This is a genomic window from Actinopolymorpha rutila (assembly GCF_013407855.1).
Lineage (GTDB): Bacteria > Actinomycetota > Actinomycetes > Propionibacteriales > Actinopolymorphaceae > Actinopolymorpha > Actinopolymorpha rutila.
Window position 1 is genome coordinate 6,640,385 of the sequence record NZ_JACBZH010000001.1, and the last position, 25,167, is coordinate 6,665,551.

The following is a 25,167-nucleotide window of genomic DNA, read 5'->3' on the forward strand; positions in this document are numbered from 1 at the left end:
TGTCGGGATGTCAGCTGGACACCGGGCACTCCAGCCGGCGCTCCGGCTCCTGGTTCGTGGCCGCGGGAGTCGATCGGTGCAGCAGCGCGTAGCCGGCGAAGCTCAGCAGCGCTGCGGCCACGGTGACGATCCCCAGCGGTACGGCGGTTCCGGCTCCGGCGAGGCCGACGAGCGGTGCGGTGAGACCACCGAACGCGAAGCGGGCCAGGCCGAGCAGTGACGAGGCCGATCCGGCGACATCGGGGTAGTTCTCCAACGCCAGCGACGTCGCGGGCGGCGCGGTGACGGCGACCCCGCTGACCAGGGTGAGCAGCGAGACGACGATCGCGGGCAACGGCAGGTGGGCCACGGCCGTGACCAGCACTCCGCTCGCCCCGGCCACGACCATCACCTGGCCGACGGCCAGCGTTCCGCGCACCGACCACCGCGCCGAGATCCGGCCGGCGAGGAACCCGAAGGTCACGAACCCCAACGAATTGAGGCCGAACGCGAGGGAGTATCCCTGCGGCGAGAGTCCGTAGATGCCCTGCAGCACGAACGTCGCGCCGCTCAGGTAGGCGAACAAGGCAGCGTTGACGAACCCGGTGACGAGTACGGCCCCCAGGAAGACCTTGTCGGTCAGCAGCCGGCGGAAGACCCGGCCGCTGTCGACCAGGCCGCCCGTGTGCCGCCGGGCCGGCGGGAGGGTCTCGCGCAGTACGCAGGCACTGGCGACCAGGATCGCGGCACCGACCAGGGCGAGGAACCCGAAGGCTCCTCGCCAGTCGGTCAGCCTGGCGAGCTGCCCGCCGATCACCGGACCGACGATCGCCGCCAGTCCCGCGAGCACGGTGAGCCGGCTGTAGTACCGCAGCAGGCGGGCACCGGAGTACAGGTCCCGGCCCGCCGCCTGGGCGATGACGATGCCGACCGCACCGGCCAGCCCCTGCACCAGGCGGGCCGCGACGAGCGCCTCGATGGTCGGGCTCAGCGCGCACAGCACCGACGCGGCGATGTACGCGAGTACACCCACCAGCAGCGGCCGTCGCCGCCCGAACCGGTCGGAGAGCGGGCCGGCGACGACCTGGCCGGCGGCGAGCCCGAGCAGGCAGGCCGTGACGGTGAGCTGCGCGGCCGACGTACTCGCACCGAGATCGTCGGTCAGCGCGGGCAGGACCGGCAGGTAGAGGTCCATCGAGATCGGCCCGAAGACGGTGAGCAAGCACAGGACGGCTGCCATCATGGGCGGAGCAGCACCTTGATCGCGCGCCGTTCGTCCATCGCCTGGTAGGCCTCGGCGGCCTTCTCCAGCGGAAGCTCCAGGTCGAAAACCCTGCCAGGGTTGATCTTCCGGTTCCAGATGAGGTCGATCAGCTCGGGAAGGTACTGCCGAACCGGGGCCGGGCCGCCGTGCAGATGTACGTGGGAGAAGAACAGCTCCGCACCCGGCAGAGCGACGTCGTGGGAGACGCCGACGTAACCGACGTGGCCACCCGGACGGGTGGCCCGGATCGCCTGCATCATCGACTCCTGCGTACCCACCGCCTCGATCACCGAGTGCGCGCCGAGGCCGTCGGTCAGCTCCTTGATCCGGGCGACTCCCTCGTCACCGCGCTCGGCCACGACGTCGGTGGCGCCGAACTCCCGGGCGAGGTTCTGGCGGGACTCGTGCCGGCTCATCGCGATGATCCGCTCCGCGCCGAGCTGCCGGGCGGCGAGTACGCCGAGCAGGCCGACGGCGCCGTCACCGACGACCGCGACCGTCTTGCCGGGGGCGGCCTGCGCGGCCACCGCGCCGAACCATCCGGTGCCGAGTACGTCGGAAGCGGCCAGCAGGCTCGGGACCAGGTCGTCGGCGGGCTGGCCGGGGGTCGCGACCAGGGTGCCGTCCGCGAGGGGGACGCGGAGGTACTCCGCCTGCGTACCGAGCGCGCCCATGGGCACCCGGTTGACGCAGGAGGTCTGGTAGCCGGCCCGGCAGTTCTCGCAGGTGTTGTCGCTGGCGAAGAACGAGCCGACGACGAACTGCCCCGGCCGGATCGTGGTGACCTGCTCGCCGACCTCCTCCACGACGCCGACGTACTCGTGTCCCATCGGGGCGGGACCGTCGACCGTCTCGATGCCGCGGTAGGGCCACAGGTCCGAGCCGCACACGCAGGCGGCGGACAGCCGGACGACCGCGTCGGTGGGCTCGACGAGCTTGGGCTGCCCCCGGTCCACGACGCGCACGTCGCCCGGGGCGTTCAGTACTGCTCCTCGCATATCGGTACTTCCTCACAGGGGTCGGGTGGTGCCGTGGTGTCGGGCGGTCCGGTTCGTCGCCGGGCGGTCCGGGTCGACGCCGGGCCGACCGGCCGCTCCCATGAAAGCCCGGTCGGCGCGCGTGTGGGAGGTCGCGTTTGTGGGGGTAGAAGCTCGACCCCCTTCGGTGACAGCGAACCCGGGGGCGGCGGTCGTACCGTGGGGGCGTGGACAACCGCTCCGACATCCGTGACTTCCTCGCCACCCGGCGTGCCCGGCTCAGCCCGGAGCGAGTCGGGCTGCCCTCCGGCAGTGGGCGCCGCCGGGTGCCCGGGCTGCGGCGCGAGGAGGTCGCCGTCCTCGCCGGAGTGAGTACGGAGTGGTACACCCGGCTGGAGAAGGGCCACATCAGCGGCGTCTCCGAGGAAGTCCTGGACGCGGTCGCCCGGGCGCTCCAGCTCGACGAGGCCGAACGCGTCTACCTCTTCGACCTGGCCCGCGCCGCGAAGCCTGCCCGTACGGCACGGCGACGGACCAGGACCCGGGTCGCTCCGGCGGTCCAGTGGATGCTCGACTCGATGACCGCCTCTGCGGCCTTCGTACGCAACGGCCGGATGGACATCCTCGCGATCAACCCCCTCGGCCGTGCGCTGTACGCACCGATGTACGACAGCGACACCACCGACGAGCGCGGCCAGGTCAACATCGCGAGGTTCCAGTTCCTGGACCCCAGGGCACAGGACTTCTTTGCCGACTGGGACAGCGCCGCCAACATCACTGTTGCCCTGCTGCGCTCGGAAGCCGGCCGCCATCCGTACGACAAGGCACTGCGCGAGCTCGTCGGCGAGCTCTCCACCGTCAGCGAGGAGTTCCGCACCCGGTGGGCCGCCCACAACGTGCGCATCCACCACAGCGGCGTCAAGGCGTTCGCCCACCCCGACGTCGGTCTGGTCGAGATCACCTATCACTCCATGCAGCTTTCGTCGTCGGAGAACGACCTGCACGACATGACCATCTACACCGCCGAGCCGGGATCCGCCTCCGAGGACCGGCTCAGGCTGCTCGCGAGCTGGGCGGCCACCCACCCAGCTCTGACTCACACCCCCGCAGAGGAAGTGAAGTAGGCATCAGGGCAGGCCGGCGCGGTCGAGTTCCTCGCAGAGGGCGCGCTTGGGCTTGTGGGTCGTTCGCAGGGCGAGCAGGTGAGCGTCGAACTCGTCCAGGTGACCGCAGCCCTCGGCCAGGGTCCGCGCCTCCGCCAGGAGACCGGCCGCCTCGTGGTACGAACGCCGGTCCTTCTTCTCGATCTCCAGGTCCGCGGCGGCTCGCAGCACCACGATCGCGTCGTCGGGATGGGAGACGCGTTGCCCGGGGACCGGCTCGTCGCGCAGAACGCTCAGCGCACTGTCACGCCGGCGAGCGAACGCCTTCTTCCCCGCCAGCTTGCGCAGGGCGATGTACGCATCCACGCTCGGACGTTCCGCGAAGTTGTCCCACAGCAGTTCCTGCGCCCTGGCCCGATCACCTGTGCGTACGTGGCATTCTGCGGCCAGGCTGCGCAGTCGTGGATCCGGCGGGAAGTCCGACAGGCCACGCTCGAGCCACTGCAGGGCCTCCGCGTGCCGACCGTCCTCGTGCAGCCGTTGCGCGATCCGCAGAACGTCGTACGCACTGGCGACGTCCCGCGACAAGACGTCGACCAGCGCGTTGGTTCCGCCCTCGCACTCGGCGAGGCGTTCCATCAGGAACGTGACGGTGAACCTGCGGCTGCCGTAGTCGTGGGATCGCTTTGGCGGCAGGGCGTTCCACGCGTCCTCGACGAGTTCGCGGTACCTCGCCATCCCTGCGGTCCCGAGCACCGAAACGTAGTCGGGCACGGCGGTGAGGAACACTTCGTACTCGCTGCGGAGGGCGCGTTCGGCGAGGAACTCCGCCAGCTGTGGAGGATCCGGCGCAGAAGCCGAGCAGGCGTCAAGATGGACTTGCTCCGCCCGCTCGATGGCCACCCGCAGCCCGCCGTCGGAGTCGTCGATCAGGCCGGCGACAGACTCCAGGAGATCCAGCGCGTACACCGCCAGTTCTCTTGCAGCGTCGGGGAAGCCGTCCCCGATCAGCTTTGCCACCTCGGTCAGCGCTTCGTCGACGCCCCAGAAGTACGCTTCCGCCTCGCGGTGGTCAACGAAGTAGCCGACGTCGACCGTCTGCTCCAGGCGGCTGCGAAGGTGCCGGTCGTCGAACGCCTCACTGGCATCGGCGCCGGCGGCCACCTCCAACCGCGCACGCAGCAACGGGTCGTTGTCCGCCGCCCGCAGCAGCTCCGCGACCAGCCACGGCCCCTCCTGGCGGAGCAGGAAGTTTCGCAGCCGGCGGTCGCGTCCGCCCTTGCTCTTCGCGTCGGCCTTGCCCTTGCCGGTGCTCGTGCCGGCTCTCTTGCGCCGGCCGCCCTTCCCCTTGCTCACGGTTGAGGCTTCGGGCGGAGCGTCTGCGCTGTCCAGCCACGCCAGCGCCGCCGCGACGCAGTGTTTGCAGAAGAAGCCCTCGGCGCCGTACGGACAGTTGCACCGGCCTTCCAGGCCGACCGGCGTCAGGTCGAGCCGCACGCGATAGGCGCGCCCGCCGTCCACGATCGCGGACACGGCCCGGCCGTCGACCGTCAGCTCTCGAACCCGGCCCGACAGGTAGTAGTCCCGGCCTCGTTGGAACGACCCGGGGTCGGCCGCCGCGCTGACCATCGGTTCACTCACCGAGATCGCCACCATGCCGGCTGATCATGCCACGCCGCCGGTGCGCGCCGGAGACCGGGTAGCACAAAACGTAGCGGATCGACTACCTTACGGAGCCAGGCTACCGGGTCCGCTTCAGCTGTACGCCAGCACGAGACTTACCTGCCGGGTAAGCTTCGTGTAGTATTGGGGAGGAGTCATGCACGATTATTACCAAACCGGTTAGTTTGATGCTTAACACAATGCGGATCCTCTACGAGCTCGCCGAACCGCAAGCGGGATACTTCACTGCCCGGCAAGCTGTCGAAGCAGGCGTGTCCCACAGAACCCTGTTCGGACGTGCCAAGCGCGGCGACATCGAGCCTGTGCGTCATGGGATCTACCGCTTGCGCGATTTCCCCAGCCATCCGTTCGAGGACGTAGCGGCCACCTGCCTGTGGGCGGGCCACGGCAGTGCGGCAAGCCATGAAACCGCTTTGGCGGTCCACGGCCTGTCCGACGCGATGCCCGCCACCATTCACATCACGGTCCCCAGGCTCTTCCGCGGGAAACAGGCCGGCGTGAGGATCCACTGTGCCGCCTTGGCCGACGATGAGCGACAAGTTCGGGAGAGCGTTCCGGTCACCACGATCGCCCGCACCCTCAAAGACGTCGCCGCCTCCAGCGATCCCGATCTGGTGCGGCAGGCAGTGGCGCAATCGGTGGTGCGCGGCGCGCTGAGTCGCCGAGAACTGCGCAGGATCGTCCGCGAGGCGCCCGAACTCGCCCCTCTCGCCGTAGACGCCCTCGTCGAGGGCAGATGAGCGCGCAGGAGCGATTCAAGACGCCGGCCGCCTTTCGAAGGGCCCTTGAACAACGGCTACGCGGCGAAGCACTCAGCACCGGAACACCGCTGAACCGGCTACGTAGGGAAGCAGCGTCCAACCGGCTCCTGGTCAGGCTTTGCCTGGTCGACTCCGACAGGTGGGTTCTCAAGGGTGGTCTCGCGCTGATCGTCCGAATTGGTGTCGGCGTACGCGGTACGAAGGATGTCGACACCAACTGGCGCTCCGACCGTCGCGACCTCGAGGAGACCTTGACCTTCGTCGAAGAGCTTGATTTCGGGGACTGGTTCAACTTCCGCATCGGCGACCCGCGACCACTACAAGGTGAAGGCGAGCCGGGCGCGCTGCGCTACCCGGTAACCGCGAGCCTCGACGGACGTACGTTCGAGCAACTCAGCCTGGACGTCAACTTCGTCAGCCCCAACGACCCGCGCCCCGTCGACCTGGTGGCGATGAGGCGCAACGCTTTCCAGTTCGTCGACGAGCCTCCCCTACGGGTTCCGATGGTTACGCCCAGCCAGCAACTCGCTGAGAAGCTACATGCCTACACCCGGCTCTACGACGACGAGCCCAGTAGCCGCGCCAGGGACCTGTTCGACATGCTTGTCATAGCCGACCAGGTTCAGCTACCCGACTCCACGGCGCTGACAGTCGCTGTACGTCAAACCTTCGACATCAGAGCGACCGCCTGGCCGCCAAGCCTCGCAGCACCACCAGCTGATTGGGCCATGCCTTGGCGGGCATTCATCACCGACTACCCCCTTCAGTGGGAGAGCCTCGACGAGGCTTACACGGCGCTGAAGGAGTTCTGGGCACCCATCCTCAGTCAGACCACAACCAAATTCTCCACCTGGGGCCCGCATCAGTGGCGATGGAGCTGACGATATTCCGGCGAAAGCGGACAAACCGCCCGTGCGACGCCAGCACAGTTCCGCTGAGGGACATTCCATCCGCCGTCGCCCGATGAGTTCGGGGAGCGGACCGGGTCTACACCCCGAGCCACAGGACGTGGACACGAACGAAGATCGTTGGGGAGCCCATGACAGCCACCGCACTACCGAAGATCGTCGACGCCGAGACCTGGAAGCGTCACCTCGATGAGCTGCGCGTCCGGGAGAAGGCAGCGACCCGAGAGCTCGACGCGATCGCCGCGCAGCGCCGCCACATGCCGGCGGTCCGGATGCCCGACTACACCCTCGAGGGCGAGGAGGGGCCGGTCCGGCTCGCCGACGTCTTCGACGGCAAGTCGCAGCTGATCGTCTACAACCACATGTGGTTCCCGGGCGAGGAGTGGCAGTGCCCCGGCTGCACCGGGTTCACCGCGCAGTTCACCCGGCTGGACTTCCTGGACAACTACGACGCCCGGTTCGTCATCGTCACGCAGGGCCCGATCGACGAGGCGCTCGCCTACAAGCGACGGGTCGGCAACCAGATGACGTGGTACTCCACCGCGAACAGCTCGTTCGGTGCGGACGTCGACGCGCCGGCCGGCGGCGGGTTCGCTGTCAACGTGTTCTTGCGCGACGGCGACACGGTCTACCGCACCTGGCACACCAACGGCCGGGGCACCGAGCAGCTCAGCCACTTCTTCGGGTTGATCGACCTTCTGCCGTACGGCCGGCAGGAGGAGTGGCAGGACTCCCCCGACGGCTGGCCGAAGGCGCCCACCTACAGCCGATGGGAAGGTTCGCAGGACATCGCCGCGCTCTACGGCCCGCGCGCCTGAGCGCATCGGAGGCGGGGCCGACCACGACCGGCCGGCCCCGCGGCGGCAGCAGAACCCCTGTGGAGGAGAAGCGCATGACCAAGGTGACCAGCGACCTCTCGATCTCGGCCGATGGTTACTCGGCCGGACCGAACCAGACCGAGGAGCGCCCGTTCGGCGACGACGGCGGAGACGGCTGGGGCGACAAGCTGCACGCCTGGATGTTCGAGACCCCCGAGGAGGACCCGGCAGGCGGTGACGCGAACGTACAGGCCGCCGCCGCCCGGGCCGAGGTGGCGGCGCCCGGCGCATTCGTCATGGGGCGCAACATGTTCGGTCCCGTTCGCGGCGAGTGGGATCGGGACTGGAAGGGCTGGTGGGGCGACGACCCGCCGTTCCATGCCCCGGTCTTCGTACTCACCCACTACCCGCGCGACCCGCAACCGATGAACGGCGGCACGACGTACCACTTCGTCACCGACGGAATCGAGTCCGCACTGAAACAGGCGCGCGAGGCCGCAGGGGATGGCGACGTGTCGATCCAGGGCGGAGCGACCACGATCAACCAGTACCTCGCCGCCGGCCTGATCGACGAGCTGCGGCTGCACATCGTGCCGTTGACGCTCGGCGCCGGCACCCGGCTCTTCGACGGCGTCCCGCCGCTGAAACTCCGGCAGGTGGAGTCGCCGGCGGCGAAGGGCTCGGTCACGCACGTGACCTATCGGGTGCTGCGCTGACCAGAGGTCACCCGCGCATCGCGACGCCATGCCGCCAGTAGCCCATGAACGCCACCTGCCGGCGGTCGAGCCCGGCTTCCCTGACCAGGCAGCGTCGCAGCGTGGTGACCATCTTCGACTCCCCCGCGATCCAGGCGTAGAGCCCGCCGCTTTCACCCGCACCGGCTGCCGAGTCCGTCGTCAGCTCGCCGGAGGAGGAGTACGTCGGGGTCTCCCACAGGTCGGGTAGCACCTGACGGTCGTCGACCAGGGCGTCCGTCGGAGCGAGCCCGAGATGGCGGCGCACCGCGGCGACCTGGCGCCGGCCGTGCGCCGCGCCGTCGCGGGGCAGCCAGACCACGTCGATGCCGGCGGGCACCGGGATGTCCTGCACGTCGCCGGACTCCGGGACCTCGAGGAAGGCCGCGCCGCGTACGCCGGCGTCCAGGGCGGACAGGATGGCGCACGCCGCCGGCACCGCGGTCTCGTCCGCCACGAGGAGTACCTCCCGTAGCCCGCCCGGGGCGAACTCGATGCCGCCGAAGTACTCACCTCTCCTGGGCCCGACCAGCACCAGCCGGTCGCCCACGCGCGCCTTCGCCGCCCAGGACGAGCCGGGCCCGGACTCCCCGGGCCCCGCACCGCGTTCGGGGTGTTCGGCGTACTCACCGTGCAGCACGAAGTCGACCACCACCCGCGCGTCGCGGCCGGATCCACGTACTTCGCGAACGGTGTAGGTGCGCATGTGCCCGCGCTCGGCGTCCGGGAGGTTCAGCCAGGCGGAGTACCAGGACTCGTGGCCGGAAAGACTTGGCAGCTCACCGCTCACGCCGGGGAAGATCAGCTTGATGCGCTGGTCGTACAGCTCACCCTGCACACCGAAGTCGGCGAGCTCCGGGCCGGCCAGCTCCACCCGCATGAAGCTCGGCGAGAGGCGTTCGACGTCGACGGCCTCCACCTCGCCGAGGATCATCGGCAGGGTGCGCCCGGAGGTTGCTGTCATCGTGCCTCCTGGTGATGGCGTCCGATCGGGACGACCAGCGGCGTGTGCGACACCGGGTCGGTGACGACCCGGCTGTCCAGGCCGAAGATCTTCCGTACGTTGTCCTCGGTGACCACCTCGCCGGGTGCACCCTCCGCGATCACCCGGCCCTCGCGGAGCGCGACCAGGTTGTGGGCGTATCGCGTTGCGAGGTTCAGGTCGTGCAGCACCATCACGATCGTGGCGCCCCGACGGTGGTTGAGGTCGGCGAGCAGGTCGAGCATCTCCACCTGGTGGGCGACGTCGAGGTAGGTCGTGGGTTCGTCGAGCAGCAGCAGGTCGGTCTCCTGGGCGAGCGCCATCGCGATCCAGGCCCGCTGGCGCTGGCCACCGGACAGTTCGTCGACCACCCGTTCGGCGAGACCGACGGTGCCGGTGAGGGTCATCGCCTCCACGACCGCACGTTCGTCGGCCGCGGACCGTCGGCCGAAGATGCCCTGGTGAGGATGCCGGCCGCGGGAGACGAGATCCACCACGGTCACGCCCTCCGGGGTCACCGGCGACTGCGGAAGCAGCCCGAGCGTTCGGGCCACCGCCCTGGTCGGCAGGTGGTGGATGGCGGAACCGTCGAGGAGCACCGATCCTCCACTCGGCCTGAGCAGCCGGGCCATGCCGCGCAGCAAGGTCGACTTGCCACAGGCGTTCGGGCCGACGACGGCCGTGACCTGATGGTCCGGGATCCGTACGGACAGCCGCTCCACGACGGCCCGGTCGCCGTACCCGAGCGTCACGTCCTCCGCGCGCAGGCGTGCCGACACGGCTGCGGTGCTGGTGCTCATCGCGTTCTCCTTCCGGTACGGCCGCCGGCCAGCAGCCAGAGCAGGAACGGCGCGCCGAGAGCGCCGGTGACGACGCCGACGGGGAAGTTGATGTCGGCGAGCAGGTAGTCGGCCACGTGGTCGGCGGCCACGACGATGGCCGCGCCGGTGAGGGCCGCTCCGAGCAGTGTCGTACGCCCGGCATTGAGGCCTCGGGCGAAGGGACCGGCGAGGAAATGCGACGAACGCCACCGGCCCGGCCGCCGCCACCCCGCACGCGGTCAGCACCACCGCGACCAGGAGCAACAGGTCGGCACGGCTGCCGGGCACGCCGAGTCCTGCGGCGGTGTCCTCGCCGAGCTCCAGGGTCCGCATGCCCCGGCCGAGCCAGGCGACCGTCGGCAGCAACCCGACCAGCACCACCGCCAGCAGGCCGATGGTGGGCCACGCGGCGCTGCTGACACTGCCCGTCAGCCAGCGCAGCACCACCTGGGCGTCGTACTCGTCGGCCCGGGTGAAGACGTACTGGATCACCGACTGCGGGGCGGCGGCCGTGCACACGCCGACTACCACCAGCCGGTAGCCGCCGCCGGGTCCGGCCACCAGCCGCACGAGGACCGAGACCGCGACGGCGCCGGTAACCGCGGCCAGCGAGACGGCCGGGCCGCCGAGCCCCAGGATCACGATCGCGACCACGGCGGCGGCGCTGGCTCCCACGCTGACGCCGATGACGTCCGGGCTGGCGAGCGGGTTCCGGAGAACGGTCTGGAAGATCGCGCCACCGGTCCCGAACGCCGTACCCACCAGCACCGCGAGCACCGCCCGCGGCAGCTTGCTCTCCATCAGGATGTACGTCGCACCGGGGATGTCCGTGCCGGTGAGGATGCGGAAGAAGTCCGGGATCGTGATGGTGAAGTCGCCCAGCAGCACCCGGGCGGCGAAGGCGAGCAGCAGCACCGCCGCCAGTCCGCCGACGACCGCGCGGTGCCGGCGCCGTGGGATCCGCCGGGCCCTGCGTACGGTCTCGGTGGCGGTCTCGGTGGCGATCTCCACCGCGCCGTCGACCACCGCCGCTTCGGTGTCGAGGCGGGCCATCACAGCCCTCCCATACGTCCGCGGCGGAGCAGTACGAGGAAGGCGGGCACACCGACGACGGCCGTCATGATCCCGACCTGCACCTCGGTCGGTGGGAGTACGACCCGGCCGACGGTGTCCGCGAGACCGACCAGAAGCGCGCCGCCGACGGCGCTGAGCGGAACGACTCGCGCGTGCCGGGGCCCGGTCACCGCTCGGACCGCGTGCGGCACGATCAGGCCCACGAAGGCGATCGGCCCGGCCAGCGCGGTGGCGGTGCCGGCGAGCAGCACGATGGCAAGCCCGAGAACGAGTTTGTCGAGCCAGACGCGGCGGCCGAGTCCCCGGGCCAGGTCGCTGCCGAGGACCAGCGTGTCCAGCATTCGGATGCCGGCGAACGCGAGCACCAGGCCGGCCACGAGGAACGGCAGCCCGGCGGCCAGCACGTCGAACCCCCGTCCGCCCACGGTGCCCACCTGCCACAACCGGAAGGACTCCATCGTCTTCCGATCGACGAGCAGCACGCCGGAGGTCCAACTGCTCACCGCTGCGGTCACCGCCGCGCCCGCGACGGCGAGCTTCAGCGGGCCGGCACCGTCGCGACCAAGGGACGCGATCACGTGCACCACGACGGCGGCGACCGCCGCGCCGCCGAACGCGAACCAGAGGTACTGGTGCAACTGCGAGACCCCGAGGTAGGAGATCGCGAGCACCATGGCGAAGCTCGCCCCGGCGTTGACGCCGAGGATCCCCGGGTCGGCCAGCGGGTTGCGGGTCAGCCCCTGCATGCAGGCCCCGGCCACGCCGAGTGCGGCTCCCACCGCGAACGCCAGCACAGTGCGTTCCAGCCTGGCCTGGTAGACCGCGTGCAGCGGGTTGCCGGGGTCGAACAGCGCCGCCCACGACAGCCCGCTCGACCCCACCAGAACGGACGCGGCGAACACCCCGGCCACCGCCACCGGCATGACGGCAGCGGCCAGGGCGACCCGTCCCGGCGCCCGCGGGTGGGCCTGGCTCGGCGCCTGTCGGGGCGCCTGACTCGGGATCTGCGCCAGCGTCACGAGCGGTCGACCGCCTGCGCTACGTGCGGCACGAAGTGCTCGATGACGTACGGGATCGACAGCGGAGTCGGGTTGGTCACCGCCAGGCTGACGTGCTTGTCGGCCTCGGCGTAGGCGTGCCCGTCGGCGATCGCCGGGATCCTGCCGATCAGCTTGTGGTCGGTGAACGTCTTGTGGTCACCGGGGTTCTCCGACCAGGTGAGCAGGACGTCGGAGGTGAGCTCCGGTGCTCGCTCCGCCGACACCGTTCCGTAGAACTGGCCCGGCTTGATCGCCCTGGCCACCGCCGGCGCGTCCACCAGGCCGAGGTCGTGCATGAACGACACCCGGGGGTCCTGCGGGGCGTAGATCCCGACCGAGGACAGGTCGGTGGTGGTGAGGTAGGCGAAGATCAGCGACCTGCCCTCGAGCTGGGGGTACTTCGCCCGCGCGGCCCTGATGCGCTGCTCGGTCTTCGCGGTCACCTGCTCGGCGGCCTCGCTTCGCCCGAGCGCCCTGCCGACCAACTCGAGGGACGTACGCCAAGGCGTGATCCAGGCGGCCTCGGGATAGGCGACCACCGGGGCGATCTTGCTCAGCTTGTCGTACTGCGCCTTCGTCAGGCCGGAGTTGGTGGCCAGGATGACGTCCGGGCGCAGCTTGGCGATCTCCTCCGCGGGCGGGCCGTCGGAGTCGTCGTACCTCACCGGGGCCTTCATGCCGGTGCTCTTCAGCCTGGCGTCGAACCAGTCCGACGAACCGGCCTTGTTGCCGCCCCAGGTCAGCTTGGTCGCCCCTACCGGATCCACCCCGAGCGCGAGCGCGTTGTCCTGGTCGCTCCACCCGAGGGTGGCGACCCGCTTCGGCTCCTTCTCGATGGTGGTCTCGCCGAAGGCGTGCCTGATCGTCACCGGGAATGCCTTGGCCCCGGCCTTGGTGTCGGTGTCCGCGGCCCGGGTCTGCCCGTCGCCGGACGTCGAACCGGTCGAGCAACCGGTCAGCGCCAGTGCGGTGGCGGCAGCGATGCCGGCCAGGAGTCGACGTCTCGACATGTCGTGATCCAGTCTCGTGTGGGACGAACGTGACTTAGGTTAGCCTAAGCTACCTTCATCGCGGAGTTTGACCCTCGACCGGACAGTTGTTCGCCAAGCCGGTGCGAACACCACGACACCGGACGACGTGACACGCACGTGCCTTGGCGGTGGGGGTCGAAGTCCCCCGGTCCGTGCGCCGATCGGATGCGAGCGTGGTCACCAGAACCGCCACAGTCCGGGGAGGAACCATGGGCATGATCACCACCACCGACGGCACGCGGATCTACTACAAGGACTGGGGATCCGGACCCGCCATGGTCTTCAGCCACGGCTGGCCGCTGACCGCCGACGCGTGGGACGACCAGCTGATGTTCATGGCCTCACACGGCTACCGCGCGATCGCCCACGACCGGCGCGGCCACGGCCGTTCGTCCCAGCCGTGGAACGGCAACGACATGGACGCCTACGCCGACGACCTCGCCCAGCTCATGGAAGCACTCGACATCAACGACGCGGTCCTGGTCGGCCACTCGACCGGCGGCGGCGAGGTGGCTCGCTACATCGGCCGCCACGGCTCCGGTCGCGTGGCCAAGGCCGTGCTCGTCAGCGCTGTGCCGCCGTTGATGCTCAAGACGCCGGACAACCCGAAGGGCCTGCCCATGGAGGTGTTCGACGAGATCCGAGCGGGCGTTGCCGGGGATCGTTCGCAGTACTGGCAGGACCTCAGCGCGCCCTTCTACGGCGCCAACCGTCACAGGTCCAGGGTGTCGCAGGGAGTACGGGACGCGTTCTGGCTGATGGGCATGACGGTCGGACTCAAGGCGGCCTACGACTGCGTGAGGGCATTCTCCGAAACGGACTTCACCGACGACCTGCGCCGTATGGACGTGCCCACCCTGATCATCCAGGGCGACGACGACCAGATCGTCCCCATCGACGCGTCCGGCCGCCACTCGGCCGAGATCCTCGCGGACGCGACGCTCAAGGTCTACCGGGGCGCCCCGCACGGGCTTACGGCCACGCACAGGGACGAGCTCAACGCCGACATCCTGGAGTTCGCGGGCGTGCCGGTCCCGACCCAGCGCGGGAGGCGGTAGCCGGCGGGTCTCGGTGTCAGCCGGCGGTCAACCGAGCACGTAGTGAAGGTGTACGACTCCGCTACCGAAGCGATGCTCGTCCAGCAACCGGAGCGGGACGCCAACCCCGTCGGGCAAGGCACGCCTGCCACCACCGACGATCACCGGGTTGAGGAACAGGTGGCATTCGTCGACCAGCCCTGCCGCGATCGCCTGGCCGGCAATCTCCGCCCCACCGATCGAGATGTCCCGGGCCCCGGACTCCTTGAGCCGCTTGACCACTGTGGGATCGAAGTCGCGCTCGATCCGGGTCCGGGCGCTCGACACGGCCTCGAGCGTACGTGAGTACACGATCTTGTCGGCGGCCCGCCAGAGCCCGGTGTAATCCTGCGCAACCGCCGGTTGACGGCTGGCGTCCACGGTCTCCCAGTACGTCATCGTCTCGTACATCTTGCGTCCGTAGAGATAGGTGCCGATCGGCCGCTCGAGTTCGTTGACGAACGCGTGCACCTCCTCGTCCGGCGCCGCCCACTCGAAACCGCCGCCGGCGTCCTCGACGTAACCGTCCAGCGACGCCAGCGCGGAGTAGATCAGCCTGGCCATGTCAGTTTCTCCTTGTCAGCGCAGAGAAGCCCGGCACCTTTCATACCCCACGGTCCCGACACAGCCCTGCCCTGGCGAGGGTGCGTTGCGAAGAGGGCGTCGGAGGAGGTCACGGCCGCGCGAGCCCGCTCACGCCCCCGAGCGGAAGCCCCGCATCAGCGCCGCGAGTTCGCGTAGCTCCGCCAGGTGGACCCTGGTGAGCTGGGCGAGGGTGCGCTCACCCTCCTCGGTGAGCCGCAGGTGTACGCGGCGGTGGTCGTCGGGGTCACGTTCGCGCTCCACCATCCCGTGGACGGCGAGCCGGTCGACGAGCTCACCCGCGCTGTGCGCCTTGACGAGCAGGGCGTCCGCGATCTCGCCGATCGTCGGCCCGCCCGGCGTCGTCGATCCGCGGACCGCCAGCAGCAGCTGGTGCTGGGCGTGCGTCAGACCGTGATCGGCGGCGGCTTCGCGGCTCCATCGGTCGAAGCGGCGGAGTTGGTTACGGAATGCCAGCAGCTGTCGGTACTGCGTGTCGGTGGGCACCCGGCCAAGTCTATTACCTCGTACTACGATATATCTTGAGTCCGTGAGCACCTCGTCATCTCCGGTCCGCGACGTCCGCCACCTGGGCGACTTCACCGCCACGGCGCGGATGCTGACCATCACCGGAATCGCTTTGCCCGTTGGGCTCCTGTCGGCCGGCCTGGCCTGGGCACTGCTCCGGCTGATCGGACTGATCACCAACGCCGTCTTCTACCAGCGCCTGGCGACGTCGCTGGTCGCGCCCGGCAGCGGATCACACCCCGCCTGGCTCCTGCTGCTCGCCCCGGTGGCCGGCGGTCTCGTGATCGGGCTGATGGCGCGGTACGGCTCGGAGAAGATCCGCGGTCACGGCATGCCCGAGGCCATCGAGGCGATCCTGATGGGCGGGAGCAAGGTCCAACCGCGGGTCGCGGTGCTCAAACCGGTCTCCGCCGCGGTGGCGATCGGTACCGGCGGGCCGTTCGGTGCCGAGGGGCCGATCATCATGACCGGTGGGGCGGCCGGGTCGATCGTCGCGCAGTTCCTCCACCTGACCGCGGACGAGCGGAAGACGCTGCTGGTCGCCGGTGCGGCCGGTGGCATGGCGGCGACGTTCAACGCGCCACTCGCCTCCATCCTGCTCGCCGCCGAACTCCTGCTCTTCGAGTTCCGTCCACGCAGCCTCGTACCCGTCACCGCCTCGGTCGCCGTGGCGACGGTGGCCCGGGGAGCTCTGCTCGGGCACGGCGCGATCTTCCTCAACACCGCACCGCTGCACCTGGTCTGGTCCACGTACCCGCTCTGCGTGGTCTCCGGGGTCGTGTCCGCACTGCTCGCCGTGGCCGCGACTCTCCTCGTGTACGCATCGGAGGACGCGTTCCGCCGGCTGCCGATCCACTGGATGTGGTGGCCCGCCATCGGCGGACTGGTGGTCGGCATCGGCGGACTGATCCAGCCCCGAGCTCTCGGTGTGGGGTACGACGTCATCGACGCCGAGCTCACCGGCCGGATCGCCCTCGGCGCGGTCGTCGGGATCCTCGTCGTCAAGACCCTGATCTGGTCGCTGTCCCTCGGCTCGGGCACCTCCGGCGGCGTACTGGCGCCCATGTTCATGATCGGAGGCGCGCTCGGCGCCCTGGAAGCCCACGTGTTCCCCAGCGTGGGCCTCGGGTTCTGGGCGCTCATCGCCCTCGCCGGAGTACTCGGTGGCGTCATGCGCTCGCCGCTGACCGGTGTCGTGTTCGCCCTCGAGCTCACCCACCGGTTCGACGCGCTCCTCCCCCTCGTCGTGGCCGCCACCTCCGCGTACGCCGTCTCGGTGCTGCTGCTGAAGCGCTCGGTGCTCACCGAGAAGATCGCCCGCCGCGGTTACCACCTCAGCCGCGAGTACGACGTCGACCCGCTCGAGATCATGTTCGTCAGCGAGGTCATGACCACCCGGCTCGTGGAGTTCGACCACGATCTCGACGCCGCCACGGCGTACCAGGCGCTGACCAACCCCGGCGACGACTACGCCGCCTGGCGGCAGCAGCTCTATCCGGTGGTCGGGCCCGGCGAGACGGTGGGCGTGGTCACCCGCGGCGCGCTCTACCACGCCCACAGCACCTCTCCGTCGGCACCGGTGGGATCACTGGTCGTCCGCTCGCCGGTCACCACCGGCGCCGACCAGACCCTCCGACACGCGGCCGAGCTGATGGCGGCGCACAACGTCACGACTCTACCCGTGCGGGAGACCAGGGATGCCGGCGAGGTCACCGGCACGGCCACCGACACGGGCACCGACGCGATCACCGGCATCGTGACGCTGCCGCAGTTGCTCGGCGGGCGGGCGCGCGACCAGCAGGAAGCCCGGGAACGCGAACGTGTCCTGCAGGTCCGGCTCATCGGCCGTACGCCGGCCGGACGCGCAGCCGGACGCGCAGCCGGACGCGCAGCCGCACGTCCGTGAGTGCGACCGGCTCCTGCGGGCCCCGCGGATCCGGGGACCCCGCAGGAGCCGGATCGCTCAACCCAGGCGAGAGTCCAGCGCGGTGCCGTACCTGTCGCCGGACTCCGGAGCTCCGGTCACCTGCTTCCAGATCGTCGCACCGTGGCTGACGACTACCACGGCACCGGCGCCACCGTCCTCGCCCGGCGCTCCGACCATGATGCGCGGATTCCAGGTCACGTCGAACCCGTTGCCCGCGACCAGGCTGGAACCGAACCGGTCACCGGTCTCCTCGATCCCCGCCGTACTCGCCTCGGTCAGCGAAGCGCCACCGCCCCAGATCTCGTCCACCATTCCGGCGTCGCGGATCGAGCCGAGGTCCTCCCCCGGCGCCCCGATGAGCACCACGTCGGTGTCGGAGTCCTCGCTCGGCGGGTAGGACGCGAGGGCCGCGCCGAACCGGTCGCCCGCCTCGGCCGAGCCCGCGACCGGTCCGCCGGGGCCGGTGGAGTTCTGCGTGTAGGCCGGTCCCGGTTCGGCGGGGATGCCGTCCTCGTTGGTGTCGCCGAACGTGTTGACCATCCCGGCGTCGGCCAGACTGCCGACGTCCTCACCGGGTACGCCGATCCACAGGCCGCTGGGTGCCGCGTTGTCGAGCGCACTGCCGAAGCCGTCGCCCGGCTCGGCCGTTCCAGGCATGCCGGGGGTGTCCTGGCTGACCATTGTGTACGCGGCGACCTTGGGGTCGATGCGCACGTAGACGGCTCCGGCGCCCTTCGCGCCGTTCACGGTCCTACCGGGCGCGCCGAGCGCCCAGGAGCCCTGGACCGCGGCGCCGAGCCGGTCACCTGCCTGCGCTGAGCTGCCGAGTTCGGGCGAATTCTCGGTGAGGATCGTGCCCGAGACGGTCGGGTCGCCGGACCGGGGGAGGGAGAGGACCGTGACGGCTCCCGCGTCCACCGCGCCGCCGACGTCCCACCGGGGCGCGCCGACGGTCAGGCTGGCCGGGGTGGAGCTCGACCCGGGGTACGCGAACAGCGTGGAGCCGTACGCCGCACCCGCCTGGGCCGGACCGGGCACCCCACCGCTGCCCTGCGTCAGGACCTTCCACAGGTGCAGGCCGGTGGACGACCCTCGGTAGAGGTAGACGGCCCCAGCGTCCGCGGCGGTGCCGACGTCGCGACCGGGTGCACCCACCACGAGGTCGGAGACCGAGTCCCCGTCCACGTCCAGCACCGCGACGGCCGTACCGAAACGGTCGCCGGCGTGGTAGCCGGAGGGGTAGAGGATCTGGTGGCGACCGTCCGCGTACCGCACCTCGACCGCACCAGCATCCGGCTGCGTGCCCAGATCCTCACCAGGGATGCCGATCGCGGCGATCGTCGGTGGTGTCAGGGCGAGCGCCGGCGCGGCGGGCGCGACGACGGAGAGGGCCGCGGCGACAGCGACGACAGGGATCGCTCGCATACGCATACATGAACTCCTTGGGTTGTCGTCCGTCCTCACCAAACCGGCGCAGGCCGCGAGGCGATGGCTTCTGCGATGCCGAGGACCTGAACGACTCACGGAGTCAACGAAAGGTTGCCGGGAACCGACTGTTGATCATTCTGTATCCGAACGAGCAGCGCAATCCCGTGACGAAGTCTCGGCCGGAGCGCTCGGCTCACCCTTCCGGCCCGAGGTAGCGCTGGACGTCACGGGTGAGCAGCGCACCCAGTTCGCCGAGCACGACCCCGACCTCCTCACGAGTCGGCGTGACGTGCCCGGGACCCTCGTCGTTGTGCGGGCCGATCCAGGCAAGCGCACGGGCGGCGTGGCCCGCGAGTGCGGGATGGTGCCGGCCGAGCATCTCGGCCCCGTCCGTACGCGCCGTGGTCCAGGTGCGGTCGGGGATGGAGTACACCACGGCGGCCGCCATCAGCAGGCGACGGGCAACCAGCACCGCGACCGCCTCCACCTCGGCCGGGGTGGCCGCGGCCTCCAGGCGTTCGGTGAAGTGCCTGAGCTTCGGAGCCAACTCCCCCACGAACTCGCGGGCGATCGCCCTGTCCGGCCGGCATCGCGGGAGGTCCGGCCGCAGGTCGATGCCGGCGACGCCGACGCAGTAGTGCTTCAGGAAGCAGCGTTCCGCCCTGCCGGCGTCGTCCTCGGCGAGGAGTTTCTCAAGCTGTACGGGCGAAACGCCCACCTCCCGCACGACGGATCGATGCCGGGCCGACAGCTCCTCACCGAGCAGGCGACACGTCTCCAGGGCGTCCGGACCGATGACGACCGCCGCCAGATCCAGGTCCGAGGCGGGCGGAACGGCCTGCCCGGTGGCAACGCTCCCATAGAGGTAGAGCCCATGCAGTTCTGTGCCCAGGGCGGCGCGGATCGTCGTCCGAACGTCGGCCAGCACGGCGTCGTAAGGTGCGCGAACGTTGGCGATGCGCGCGCCTGTGGTGATGAACCCGTCCGCGTCGAGTCCCTCCGCCGGGTCCGCCGCCATGCCTGCTCCTCCCCTCGCCCCGTCGGGAAACTACTACCACCGTTGGCTGTCCTCGCAATCGGGACGCCCCCTTCCCGGTGGTGGTCGCGAGCCACCAAGGACAGCACTACCTTGTGTCGATGATCGGCGAGGACGCGAACGGGGCACGCAACGAGACTCACGCCGCAGAGAACGTCGACGCGCCGCGCCGAAGCGATCGAGTACGCGTGGTGTTGCTGGACGACGCGGATCGCCTGCTCTTGTTCTCTCTTCGCGACGAGACGGACGGCTCGACGCGCTGGTTCACCCCCGGCGGTGGCGTCGAGCCCGGAGAGACTCACCGGAAGGCAGCCGTACGAGAGCTACGGGAGGAGACCGGGCTGACCGACGTCATCCTCGGCCCGGAGCTCTGGCGGGGACGGCCGTGGAACACGGTCCGGGACGGCGTGACGTACGAGGTTCACCAACGCTATTTCGTGGCTCGGGTTCCGGCGTTCACGATCGACACCTCGGGCTTCGAGGCCCTGGAGCTTTCGGCGATCACCGGCCACCGCTGGTGGACTCTCGCGGAGCTGGCGGCGACCACGGACCTGCTGCGGCCGGCCGGGCTGGCGGAGTTGCTGCGAACGCTTCTGGTCGACGGCCCGCCGAGCCGGCCGATCACCGTCGACGGATAGCCGCCCCGGGGCCGCCGTCAGCTCTGGGCCGCCGTCACCTCGGGGCTCGGTACGAGCGACCCCGAAGGTCGGAGTATCCGGCGAGGTAGTCCTCGAAGGTCACCTTCCCGACCGCGTGGTCCGGAGCCAGATGCGCGCCGGCCCGGTAGGCACCGAAGGTCTTCCCCGGAAGGCGCATCGGAAGGATACGCCGCCGCCGGCCGCTCGCCCGCAGGTACGCACCGGCGAACTCACTCGCGTGGCGTACCTCCGGACCGGCGACGTCGGGCGCACGGCCAACGGGTTCGCCGATCGCGAGCGTGGCGAGCCGGTCGGCGACCTCACCGGCGTCGACGGGCTGGAATCGGAAGTCGGGAACCGGCATCACCGGCACCCTCGCCGCCGAGGCGAACACCGCGCGCAGCAGGTCGTGGAACTGCGTGGCCCGCAGGACGGTGTGCGGCAGACCCGAGGCCTGGACCATCTGCTCGGCCGCCAGTTTTCCCTTGTAGTAAGGCAGCGGAACACGATCGACACCGACGATGGAGGTGTACAGCAGGTGCGGTGATCCGCCACGGCCGGCCGCTTCGACCAGCGTACGTACCAACTGGACCTCCTGCTGCCGGCCGAACGCGGTCGCACAGTGCACGATCGCGTCCACCCCGGCGACGGCCTCCGCCACGCCGGTACCTGATCGCAGGTCCGCGGTCGCCCACGCGTACGGCGAGCGGTCGTCGGCGGGCCGAGCGCGGCGGCTCGTCACTCGCACTTCCGTGCCCGCGTCGAGCAGGCGCCGGACCACGAGGCGGCCGAGCAGGCCGGTGCCACCCGTGACCAGGATCTGTCGGGGCATGGTCGTCTCCTTCCGCCGCCTGACGAGTGGACGCGAATCCTCCTACTCGGCGGTCTCGTCCAGATGCTCCACCAGCCGGAACAACGCCGGTAGTGCCGCACGTACCTTCGTCCGATCCTTCTCCGACAGCGCACCGAGAGCGGCGTCCAGCCGGCGTTCGTGCGCCTGGGTCCAGGAGGCGAGTTCCGCCCTGCCGGCGTCGGTGAGGCTGACGACCGAGGCGCGACGGTCGTTGGGGTCGACCTCCCGGGTGATCAGCCCACCCGCCATCAGCTGTCCGACGAGCGTGCTGACGGTGCTCGGTGCCAGTCGCTGACGGGCCGCGAGGTCGCCGGTGCGGGCCGGCGAGTGCTCGGCGAGAACCTGCAGCAGCTCGACCTGGGCCATCGGCAGCGCTTCCCACGGATATTCGGTACGAATCGAGGAGCGCAACGCCCGCCGCAGTCGGGTGACGGCCTCGGTGAGCTGCCGGGCGTCGGACGTGACGGTCGGCTGGGGATGCTCCTGGGACGGCTGCGATGGCATGTCCCAAACCCTAGCTACTCCTTCGTCCCCGGCGGGTCCTCGCGGGCGAGCCAGGCGGTCACCACCGCGACGGCGGTGGCGAGGACCAGCACCACCACGGCACCGCGCTCCCCCGCACCACCCGCGACCGGTCCGGCGAGGTGGAACGCCAGGGTCACCAGCGCCACCCCCAGCGCGGTGCCCAAGCCGCGGGCCATGTTGACCAGCCCACCGCCGGTCCCGGACGAACGCGTCGGTACGGCGCGCATGATCGTCGCGTTGTTGGCCGGTGTGAAGATCCCGAGCCCCAGCCCGACCAGTGCCAGCACCGGCGCCAGCCGGCCGGGCGTGAACGGTACGACGAGCAGGGCCGCCAGGGCGAGGCCACAGGTCACGAGGCCGAGGGTCGCGCGTCCGCGACCACCGAGGCCCGGCGGGAGCACGCGGTCGGCGCCGGCGGCGGCGAGCGCGAACCCCGCCGGGAGGGCGGTGAGAACGAGCCCGGCGGTGAGTTCGGACACGCCGTGGGCGGTCAGTGCGACCGGCACCATCACCAGCGGACCGAACAGCACGAGGTAGCCACACATCGCACCGAGCAGCCCCCACGACACTGCGCGGTTGCGCAGCAGCGTCACGTTCACCAACGGCTCGGCGGCCCGGAGTTGCCGGCGGCCGAACGCCACTCCTGCCAGCACCGCCACCGCGAACAGCCCCACGACGGCGGCGAGAGGGAGGTCGAACCCGGACGCCGCCGACACGCCGAGCAGCGCCGCGGTGGTCGCCACGCCCAGCAGGACGAAGCCCCGCCAGTCGAACCGCCTGGACGTGTGGTGGCGTACGCGGGTACGCGGCAACAGGTAGTGCCCGGCGACCAGCGCCAGAACGCCCACCGGGACATTGACCCCGAACACCCACCGCCAGCCGAGGGTGGTCACCAGCACTCCACCCACGGTCGGTCCCAGAGCCAGCCCCAGCGCCTGTCCCGCGGCCTGCACACCCAGCGCGGTGCGCATCCGTTGCCGTGGAGCGCTGGTGACGATCAGCGCCACGCTGTTGGCCTGCAGCATGGCCGCGCCGACGGCCTGCAGCACGCGGAAACCGATCAGGGCGATGAGCGTCGGCGCCAGCCCGCACGCGGCCGACGCGACCGTGAAGACGATGAACCCGTAGAGGTAGAAGAGTTTTCTGCCGTACGCGTCCGCGAGCCTGCCGACGGGAACGAGCAACGCCACCAGCGTGAGCAGGTACGCCACGGACACCCACTCCACCGCGGCCAGCGAAGCGGTGAACTCCCGCCGGAGTGCGCCGTAGGTCAACGTGACGATGCTGGCGTCGAGTTGGCCCATGAACGCGCCACCGCACACGGTCGCCACGGCCAGCCACCAGGCACGCGCGTGGTTGCGTACGCGCTCCGGCCGCGGACGCTCGTGGGCGAGTACGGCGGCCAGCGAGTTCGGTCGCAGGGCAACGGGCATGCGGATCGTCAGCTCATTTCGGGAGGTGATCGTCCGGCCGTACGGCAGAACCGCCGACGACCACTCCGATCAGGATACTACTGACACCGAAATATTCGGCAACCGAATCGACTGTGCCTGCCACCTCCGCCGATGGCGTCCGACCCCGGAACCTGGCCTGCCGGCTCCGGTTCCGGCTGTCCGCCGATACCCCCGGGGAATGCACCTGCTACCGTCGCGGTTGTACCCCCCGGGGTATCCAGACGAAGGAGCGGGCATGGAGATCGAGGCGAACCAGCTCAAGGACGTCGTGAACCGCCTGAAGCGGGTGCAGGGCCAGCTGGGCGGCGTCATCCGGATGATTGAGGAAGGGCGCGACTGCGCCGACGTGGTGACCCAGCTCGCGGCCGCGGCCCGGGCGCTCGACCGTGCCGGCTTCAAGATCATCGCCACCGGCCTGCGGCAGTGCATGGTCGAGGAGGAGGGCGAGCGGAAGCTCGACGAGGCCCAGTTGGAGCGGCTGTTCCTCTCCCTCGCCTGATCCCGACTTCCGCTCACCCACGCAGCAGACCGACACGACCGACCGACCGACACGGCCGATCCACCGGGAGGTGATACTCATGACCCAGATCGAGACGATCGAGACATCCAGCCTGGGCGACCGCAGCTATCTGGCCACCGACGGCGAGGTGGCGGTGGTGGTCGACCCGCAGCGCGACATCGACCGGGTTCTCGACCTCGTCGAGCGGCATGGCGTCCGCGTCACCCACGTCCTGGAGACCCACGTCCACAACGACTACGTGACCGGCGGGCTGGAGCTTGCTCGCCGGCTCGGCGCCACCTACGTGCTGTCCGCCGACGACAACGTCGCCTACGAGCGGCAGCCGGTCGGCGACGGTGACGTACTCACCACCGGCGGGCTGCGGGTTCGGGTGCTGCACACCCCCGGCCACACCCACCACCACCTGAGCTACGTGCTCGAGGACGCGGACGGCCGACCGGAGGCGGTGTTCACCGGAGGTTCTCTGCTGTACGGCACGACCGGGCGCACGGACCTGGTGGGCCCGGAGTTCACCAAGGAACTCACCCACGCGCAGTACGCCTCCGCCCGGCGGCTGGCCGAGCTGCTGCCACCGCGGACGAAGGTCTTTCCCACCCACGGGTTCGGCAGCTTCTGCTCGGCCTCGCAGTCCCAGGCCGAGGAGTCGACCATCGAGCACGAGAGGACCGTCAACCCCGCCTTGACGTTGGCCGAACAGGAGTTCGTCGACGACCTGATCGCGGGCCTGGACGCCTTTCCGACGTACTACGCCCGGATGGCGCCGATCAACCGCCAGGGACCGGCGCCGGTCGATCTCTCGCTTCCCGAACGCGTCGACGGAACGGAGCTTCGCCGCCGGATCGAGTCGGGCGAGTGGGTCGTGGACCTGCGCGACCGCAGGGCCTTCGCCGCGGGACACCTGGCCGGCTCGCTCGGGTTCGAGTTGTCCAGGAACTTCGTCACCTACCTCGGCTGGCTCTACCACTGGGGCACGCCGCTGACGCTGGTCGGGGAGTCCGAGGAGCAGATCACCGACGCCCGCCGCGAACTCGTCCGCATCGGTGTCGACGCGCTGGCCGGCATGGCGGTCGGCGACATCGCGGTCCTCGCCGACGGCCAGGAACTTCGCTCGTATCCCGTCAGCGACTTCGCCGGACTTGCCAGCGAACGCGCCGAACGCGGCGTCCACGTGCTGGACGCCCGCCGCAACGACGAGCGCCGAGCCGGCGGTGTGGCCGGTTCGCAGCACATTCCGCTGCACGAACTGGGCGACCGCCTGGACGAGGTGCCCGACGGTGAGGTCTGGGTGTACTGCGGTTCGGGTTACCGCGCGTCCATCGCGGCCTCGGTCCTCGACCGGCCGGGCCGGCAGGTCGTGCTCGTCAACGACAGTTACGATTCGGCCCGCAAAGCCGGGCTTGACACCGAGAACCCGTGAGGAGCCTG

The 25,167-nt window shown here is 70.3% G+C and carries 24 protein-coding genes; 10 read left to right on the forward strand and 14 right to left on the reverse strand.

The features are described from left to right. Window positions 1-10 precede the first annotated feature (10 nt). Both F4554_RS29830 and F4554_RS29835 read right to left on the reverse strand, forming a co-directional pair. Window positions 11-1,222, reverse strand: coding sequence for a multidrug effflux MFS transporter (locus tag F4554_RS29830; RefSeq protein ID WP_179790927.1), 1,212 nt, complete (start codon window positions 1,220-1,222; stop codon window positions 11-13). After that, window positions 1,219-2,241 carry a zinc-dependent alcohol dehydrogenase family protein gene (locus tag F4554_RS29835; RefSeq protein ID WP_179790928.1) on the reverse strand — a complete coding sequence of 341 codons (1,023 nt, stop codon included), beginning with the start codon at window positions 2,239-2,241 and terminating at the stop codon, window positions 1,219-1,221. Before F4554_RS29835 ends, F4554_RS29830 begins: the two co-directional genes overlap by 4 nt. A 206-nt stretch (window positions 2,242-2,447) precedes the next feature. On the opposite strand from F4554_RS29835, the gene F4554_RS29840 reads away from it, so the two are divergent. Further along, window positions 2,448-3,344, forward strand: a complete 897-nt coding sequence (locus tag F4554_RS29840; protein WP_179790929.1) for an MmyB family transcriptional regulator — start codon at window positions 2,448-2,450, stop codon at window positions 3,342-3,344. A 3-nt stretch (window positions 3,345-3,347) separates the two neighbouring features. On the opposite strand, the gene F4554_RS29845 is transcribed toward F4554_RS29840, so the two are convergent. Then, window positions 3,348-4,964 (reverse strand): DUF6880 family protein, encoded by a 1,617-nt coding sequence (locus F4554_RS29845; RefSeq protein WP_179790930.1) that lies wholly within the window; start codon window positions 4,962-4,964, stop codon window positions 3,348-3,350. 221 nt (window positions 4,965-5,185) lie between these two features. Here F4554_RS29845 and F4554_RS29850 point away from each other — a divergent pair, with 221 nt between their 5' ends. From F4554_RS29850 to F4554_RS29865, 4 genes are all read left to right on the forward strand, one after another. Further along, window positions 5,186-5,746: a type IV toxin-antitoxin system AbiEi family antitoxin domain-containing protein gene (locus F4554_RS29850; protein ID WP_179790931.1), complete on the forward strand. Its 561-nt coding sequence runs from the start codon at window positions 5,186-5,188 to the stop codon at window positions 5,744-5,746. After that, window positions 5,743-6,648, forward strand: a complete 906-nt coding sequence (locus tag F4554_RS29855) for a nucleotidyl transferase AbiEii/AbiGii toxin family protein (protein ID WP_179790932.1) — start codon at window positions 5,743-5,745, stop codon at window positions 6,646-6,648. The genes F4554_RS29850 and F4554_RS29855 overlap by 4 nt, the downstream gene beginning before the upstream one ends. A 158-nt stretch (window positions 6,649-6,806) precedes the next feature. Then, window positions 6,807-7,493 carry a DUF899 domain-containing protein gene (locus F4554_RS29860; RefSeq protein ID WP_179790933.1) on the forward strand — a complete coding sequence of 229 codons (687 nt, stop codon included), beginning with the start codon at window positions 6,807-6,809 and terminating at the stop codon, window positions 7,491-7,493. Between the two features lie 74 nt (window positions 7,494-7,567). Further along, complete coding sequence (locus F4554_RS29865; protein WP_179790934.1) at window positions 7,568-8,209, forward strand: dihydrofolate reductase family protein; 642 nt, start codon at window positions 7,568-7,570, stop codon at window positions 8,207-8,209. Window positions 8,210-8,216: 7 nt separating this feature from the next. Here F4554_RS29865 and F4554_RS29870 read toward each other — a convergent pair whose 3' ends face one another. The 4 genes from F4554_RS29870 to F4554_RS29890 are packed head-to-tail and all read right to left on the reverse strand — an operon-like array spanning window position 8,217 to window position 13,154. Then, window positions 8,217-9,191, reverse strand: coding sequence for a siderophore-interacting protein (locus F4554_RS29870; protein ID WP_238341439.1), 975 nt, complete (start codon window positions 9,189-9,191; stop codon window positions 8,217-8,219). Beyond that, window positions 9,188-11,083 carry an iron chelate uptake ABC transporter family permease subunit gene (locus F4554_RS34255; RefSeq protein ID WP_425546770.1) on the reverse strand — a complete coding sequence of 632 codons (1,896 nt, stop codon included), beginning with the start codon at window positions 11,081-11,083 and terminating at the stop codon, window positions 9,188-9,190. Before F4554_RS34255 ends, F4554_RS29870 begins: the two co-directional genes overlap by 4 nt. Further along, entirely contained in the window at window positions 11,083-12,123 is a 1,041-nt protein-coding gene (locus F4554_RS29885) for a FecCD family ABC transporter permease (protein ID WP_337796254.1), read from the reverse strand. The genes F4554_RS34255 and F4554_RS29885 overlap by 1 nt, the downstream gene beginning before the upstream one ends. Further along, window positions 12,120-13,154 carry an iron-siderophore ABC transporter substrate-binding protein gene (locus F4554_RS29890; protein WP_179790936.1) on the reverse strand — a complete coding sequence of 345 codons (1,035 nt, stop codon included), beginning with the start codon at window positions 13,152-13,154 and terminating at the stop codon, window positions 12,120-12,122. Before F4554_RS29890 ends, F4554_RS29885 begins: the two co-directional genes overlap by 4 nt. A gap of 236 nt (window positions 13,155-13,390) precedes the next feature. Between F4554_RS29890 and F4554_RS29895 the strand changes: the two genes are divergently transcribed. Beyond that, window positions 13,391-14,233: an alpha/beta fold hydrolase gene (locus F4554_RS29895; protein WP_238341440.1), complete on the forward strand. Its 843-nt coding sequence runs from the start codon at window positions 13,391-13,393 to the stop codon at window positions 14,231-14,233. 27 nt (window positions 14,234-14,260) lie between these two features. On the opposite strand, the gene F4554_RS29900 is transcribed toward F4554_RS29895, so the two are convergent. Then, window positions 14,261-14,815 (reverse strand): dihydrofolate reductase family protein, encoded by a 555-nt coding sequence (locus tag F4554_RS29900; protein WP_179790938.1) that lies wholly within the window; start codon window positions 14,813-14,815, stop codon window positions 14,261-14,263. 129 nt (window positions 14,816-14,944) lie between these two features. After that, on the reverse strand, window positions 14,945-15,340 hold the full coding sequence (locus F4554_RS29905; RefSeq protein WP_202889522.1) for a MarR family transcriptional regulator: 396 nt from the start codon (window positions 15,338-15,340) through the stop codon (window positions 14,945-14,947). A 43-nt stretch (window positions 15,341-15,383) separates the two neighbouring features. Here F4554_RS29905 and F4554_RS29910 point away from each other — a divergent pair, with 43 nt between their 5' ends. After that, window positions 15,384-17,267, forward strand: coding sequence for a chloride channel protein (locus F4554_RS29910; protein ID WP_202889523.1), 1,884 nt, complete (start codon window positions 15,384-15,386; stop codon window positions 17,265-17,267). Window positions 17,268-17,324: 57 nt separating this feature from the next. On the opposite strand, the gene F4554_RS29915 is transcribed toward F4554_RS29910, so the two are convergent. Then, window positions 17,325-18,719, reverse strand: coding sequence for an integrin alpha (locus tag F4554_RS29915; RefSeq protein ID WP_179790941.1), 1,395 nt, complete (start codon window positions 18,717-18,719; stop codon window positions 17,325-17,327). Between the two features lie 190 nt (window positions 18,720-18,909). Further along, the gene (locus F4554_RS29920) at window positions 18,910-19,734 is read right to left on the reverse strand and encodes a nucleotidyltransferase domain-containing protein (protein ID WP_179790942.1); all 825 of its coding nucleotides are present in this window, start codon (window positions 19,732-19,734) and stop codon (window positions 18,910-18,912) included. Window positions 19,735-19,853: 119 nt separating this feature from the next. Between F4554_RS29920 and F4554_RS29925 the strand changes: the two genes are divergently transcribed. After that, on the forward strand, window positions 19,854-20,390 hold the full coding sequence (locus F4554_RS29925; RefSeq protein ID WP_179790943.1) for an NUDIX hydrolase: 537 nt from the start codon (window positions 19,854-19,856) through the stop codon (window positions 20,388-20,390). 34 nt (window positions 20,391-20,424) lie between these two features. On the opposite strand, the gene F4554_RS29930 is transcribed toward F4554_RS29925, so the two are convergent. The 3 genes from F4554_RS29930 to F4554_RS29940 are packed head-to-tail and all read right to left on the reverse strand — an operon-like array spanning window position 20,425 to window position 23,201. Beyond that, on the reverse strand, window positions 20,425-21,222 hold the full coding sequence (locus F4554_RS29930) for an SDR family oxidoreductase (RefSeq protein WP_179790944.1): 798 nt from the start codon (window positions 21,220-21,222) through the stop codon (window positions 20,425-20,427). Between the two features lie 42 nt (window positions 21,223-21,264). Continuing rightward, window positions 21,265-21,747, reverse strand: a complete 483-nt coding sequence (locus tag F4554_RS29935) for a MarR family winged helix-turn-helix transcriptional regulator (protein ID WP_179790945.1) — start codon at window positions 21,745-21,747, stop codon at window positions 21,265-21,267. 14 nt (window positions 21,748-21,761) lie between these two features. After that, on the reverse strand, window positions 21,762-23,201 hold the full coding sequence (locus F4554_RS29940) for an MFS transporter (protein ID WP_179790946.1): 1,440 nt from the start codon (window positions 23,199-23,201) through the stop codon (window positions 21,762-21,764). A 256-nt stretch (window positions 23,202-23,457) separates the two neighbouring features. Here F4554_RS29940 and F4554_RS29945 point away from each other — a divergent pair, with 256 nt between their 5' ends. Next, complete coding sequence (locus tag F4554_RS29945) at window positions 23,458-23,721, forward strand: metal-sensitive transcriptional regulator (RefSeq protein ID WP_179790947.1); 264 nt, start codon at window positions 23,458-23,460, stop codon at window positions 23,719-23,721. Between the two features lie 79 nt (window positions 23,722-23,800). Then, a complete protein-coding gene (locus F4554_RS29950) occupies window positions 23,801-25,159 on the forward strand; it encodes an MBL fold metallo-hydrolase (protein WP_179790948.1) in 1,359 nt (452 codons plus the stop codon). Window positions 25,160-25,167: the final 8 nt, after the last annotated feature.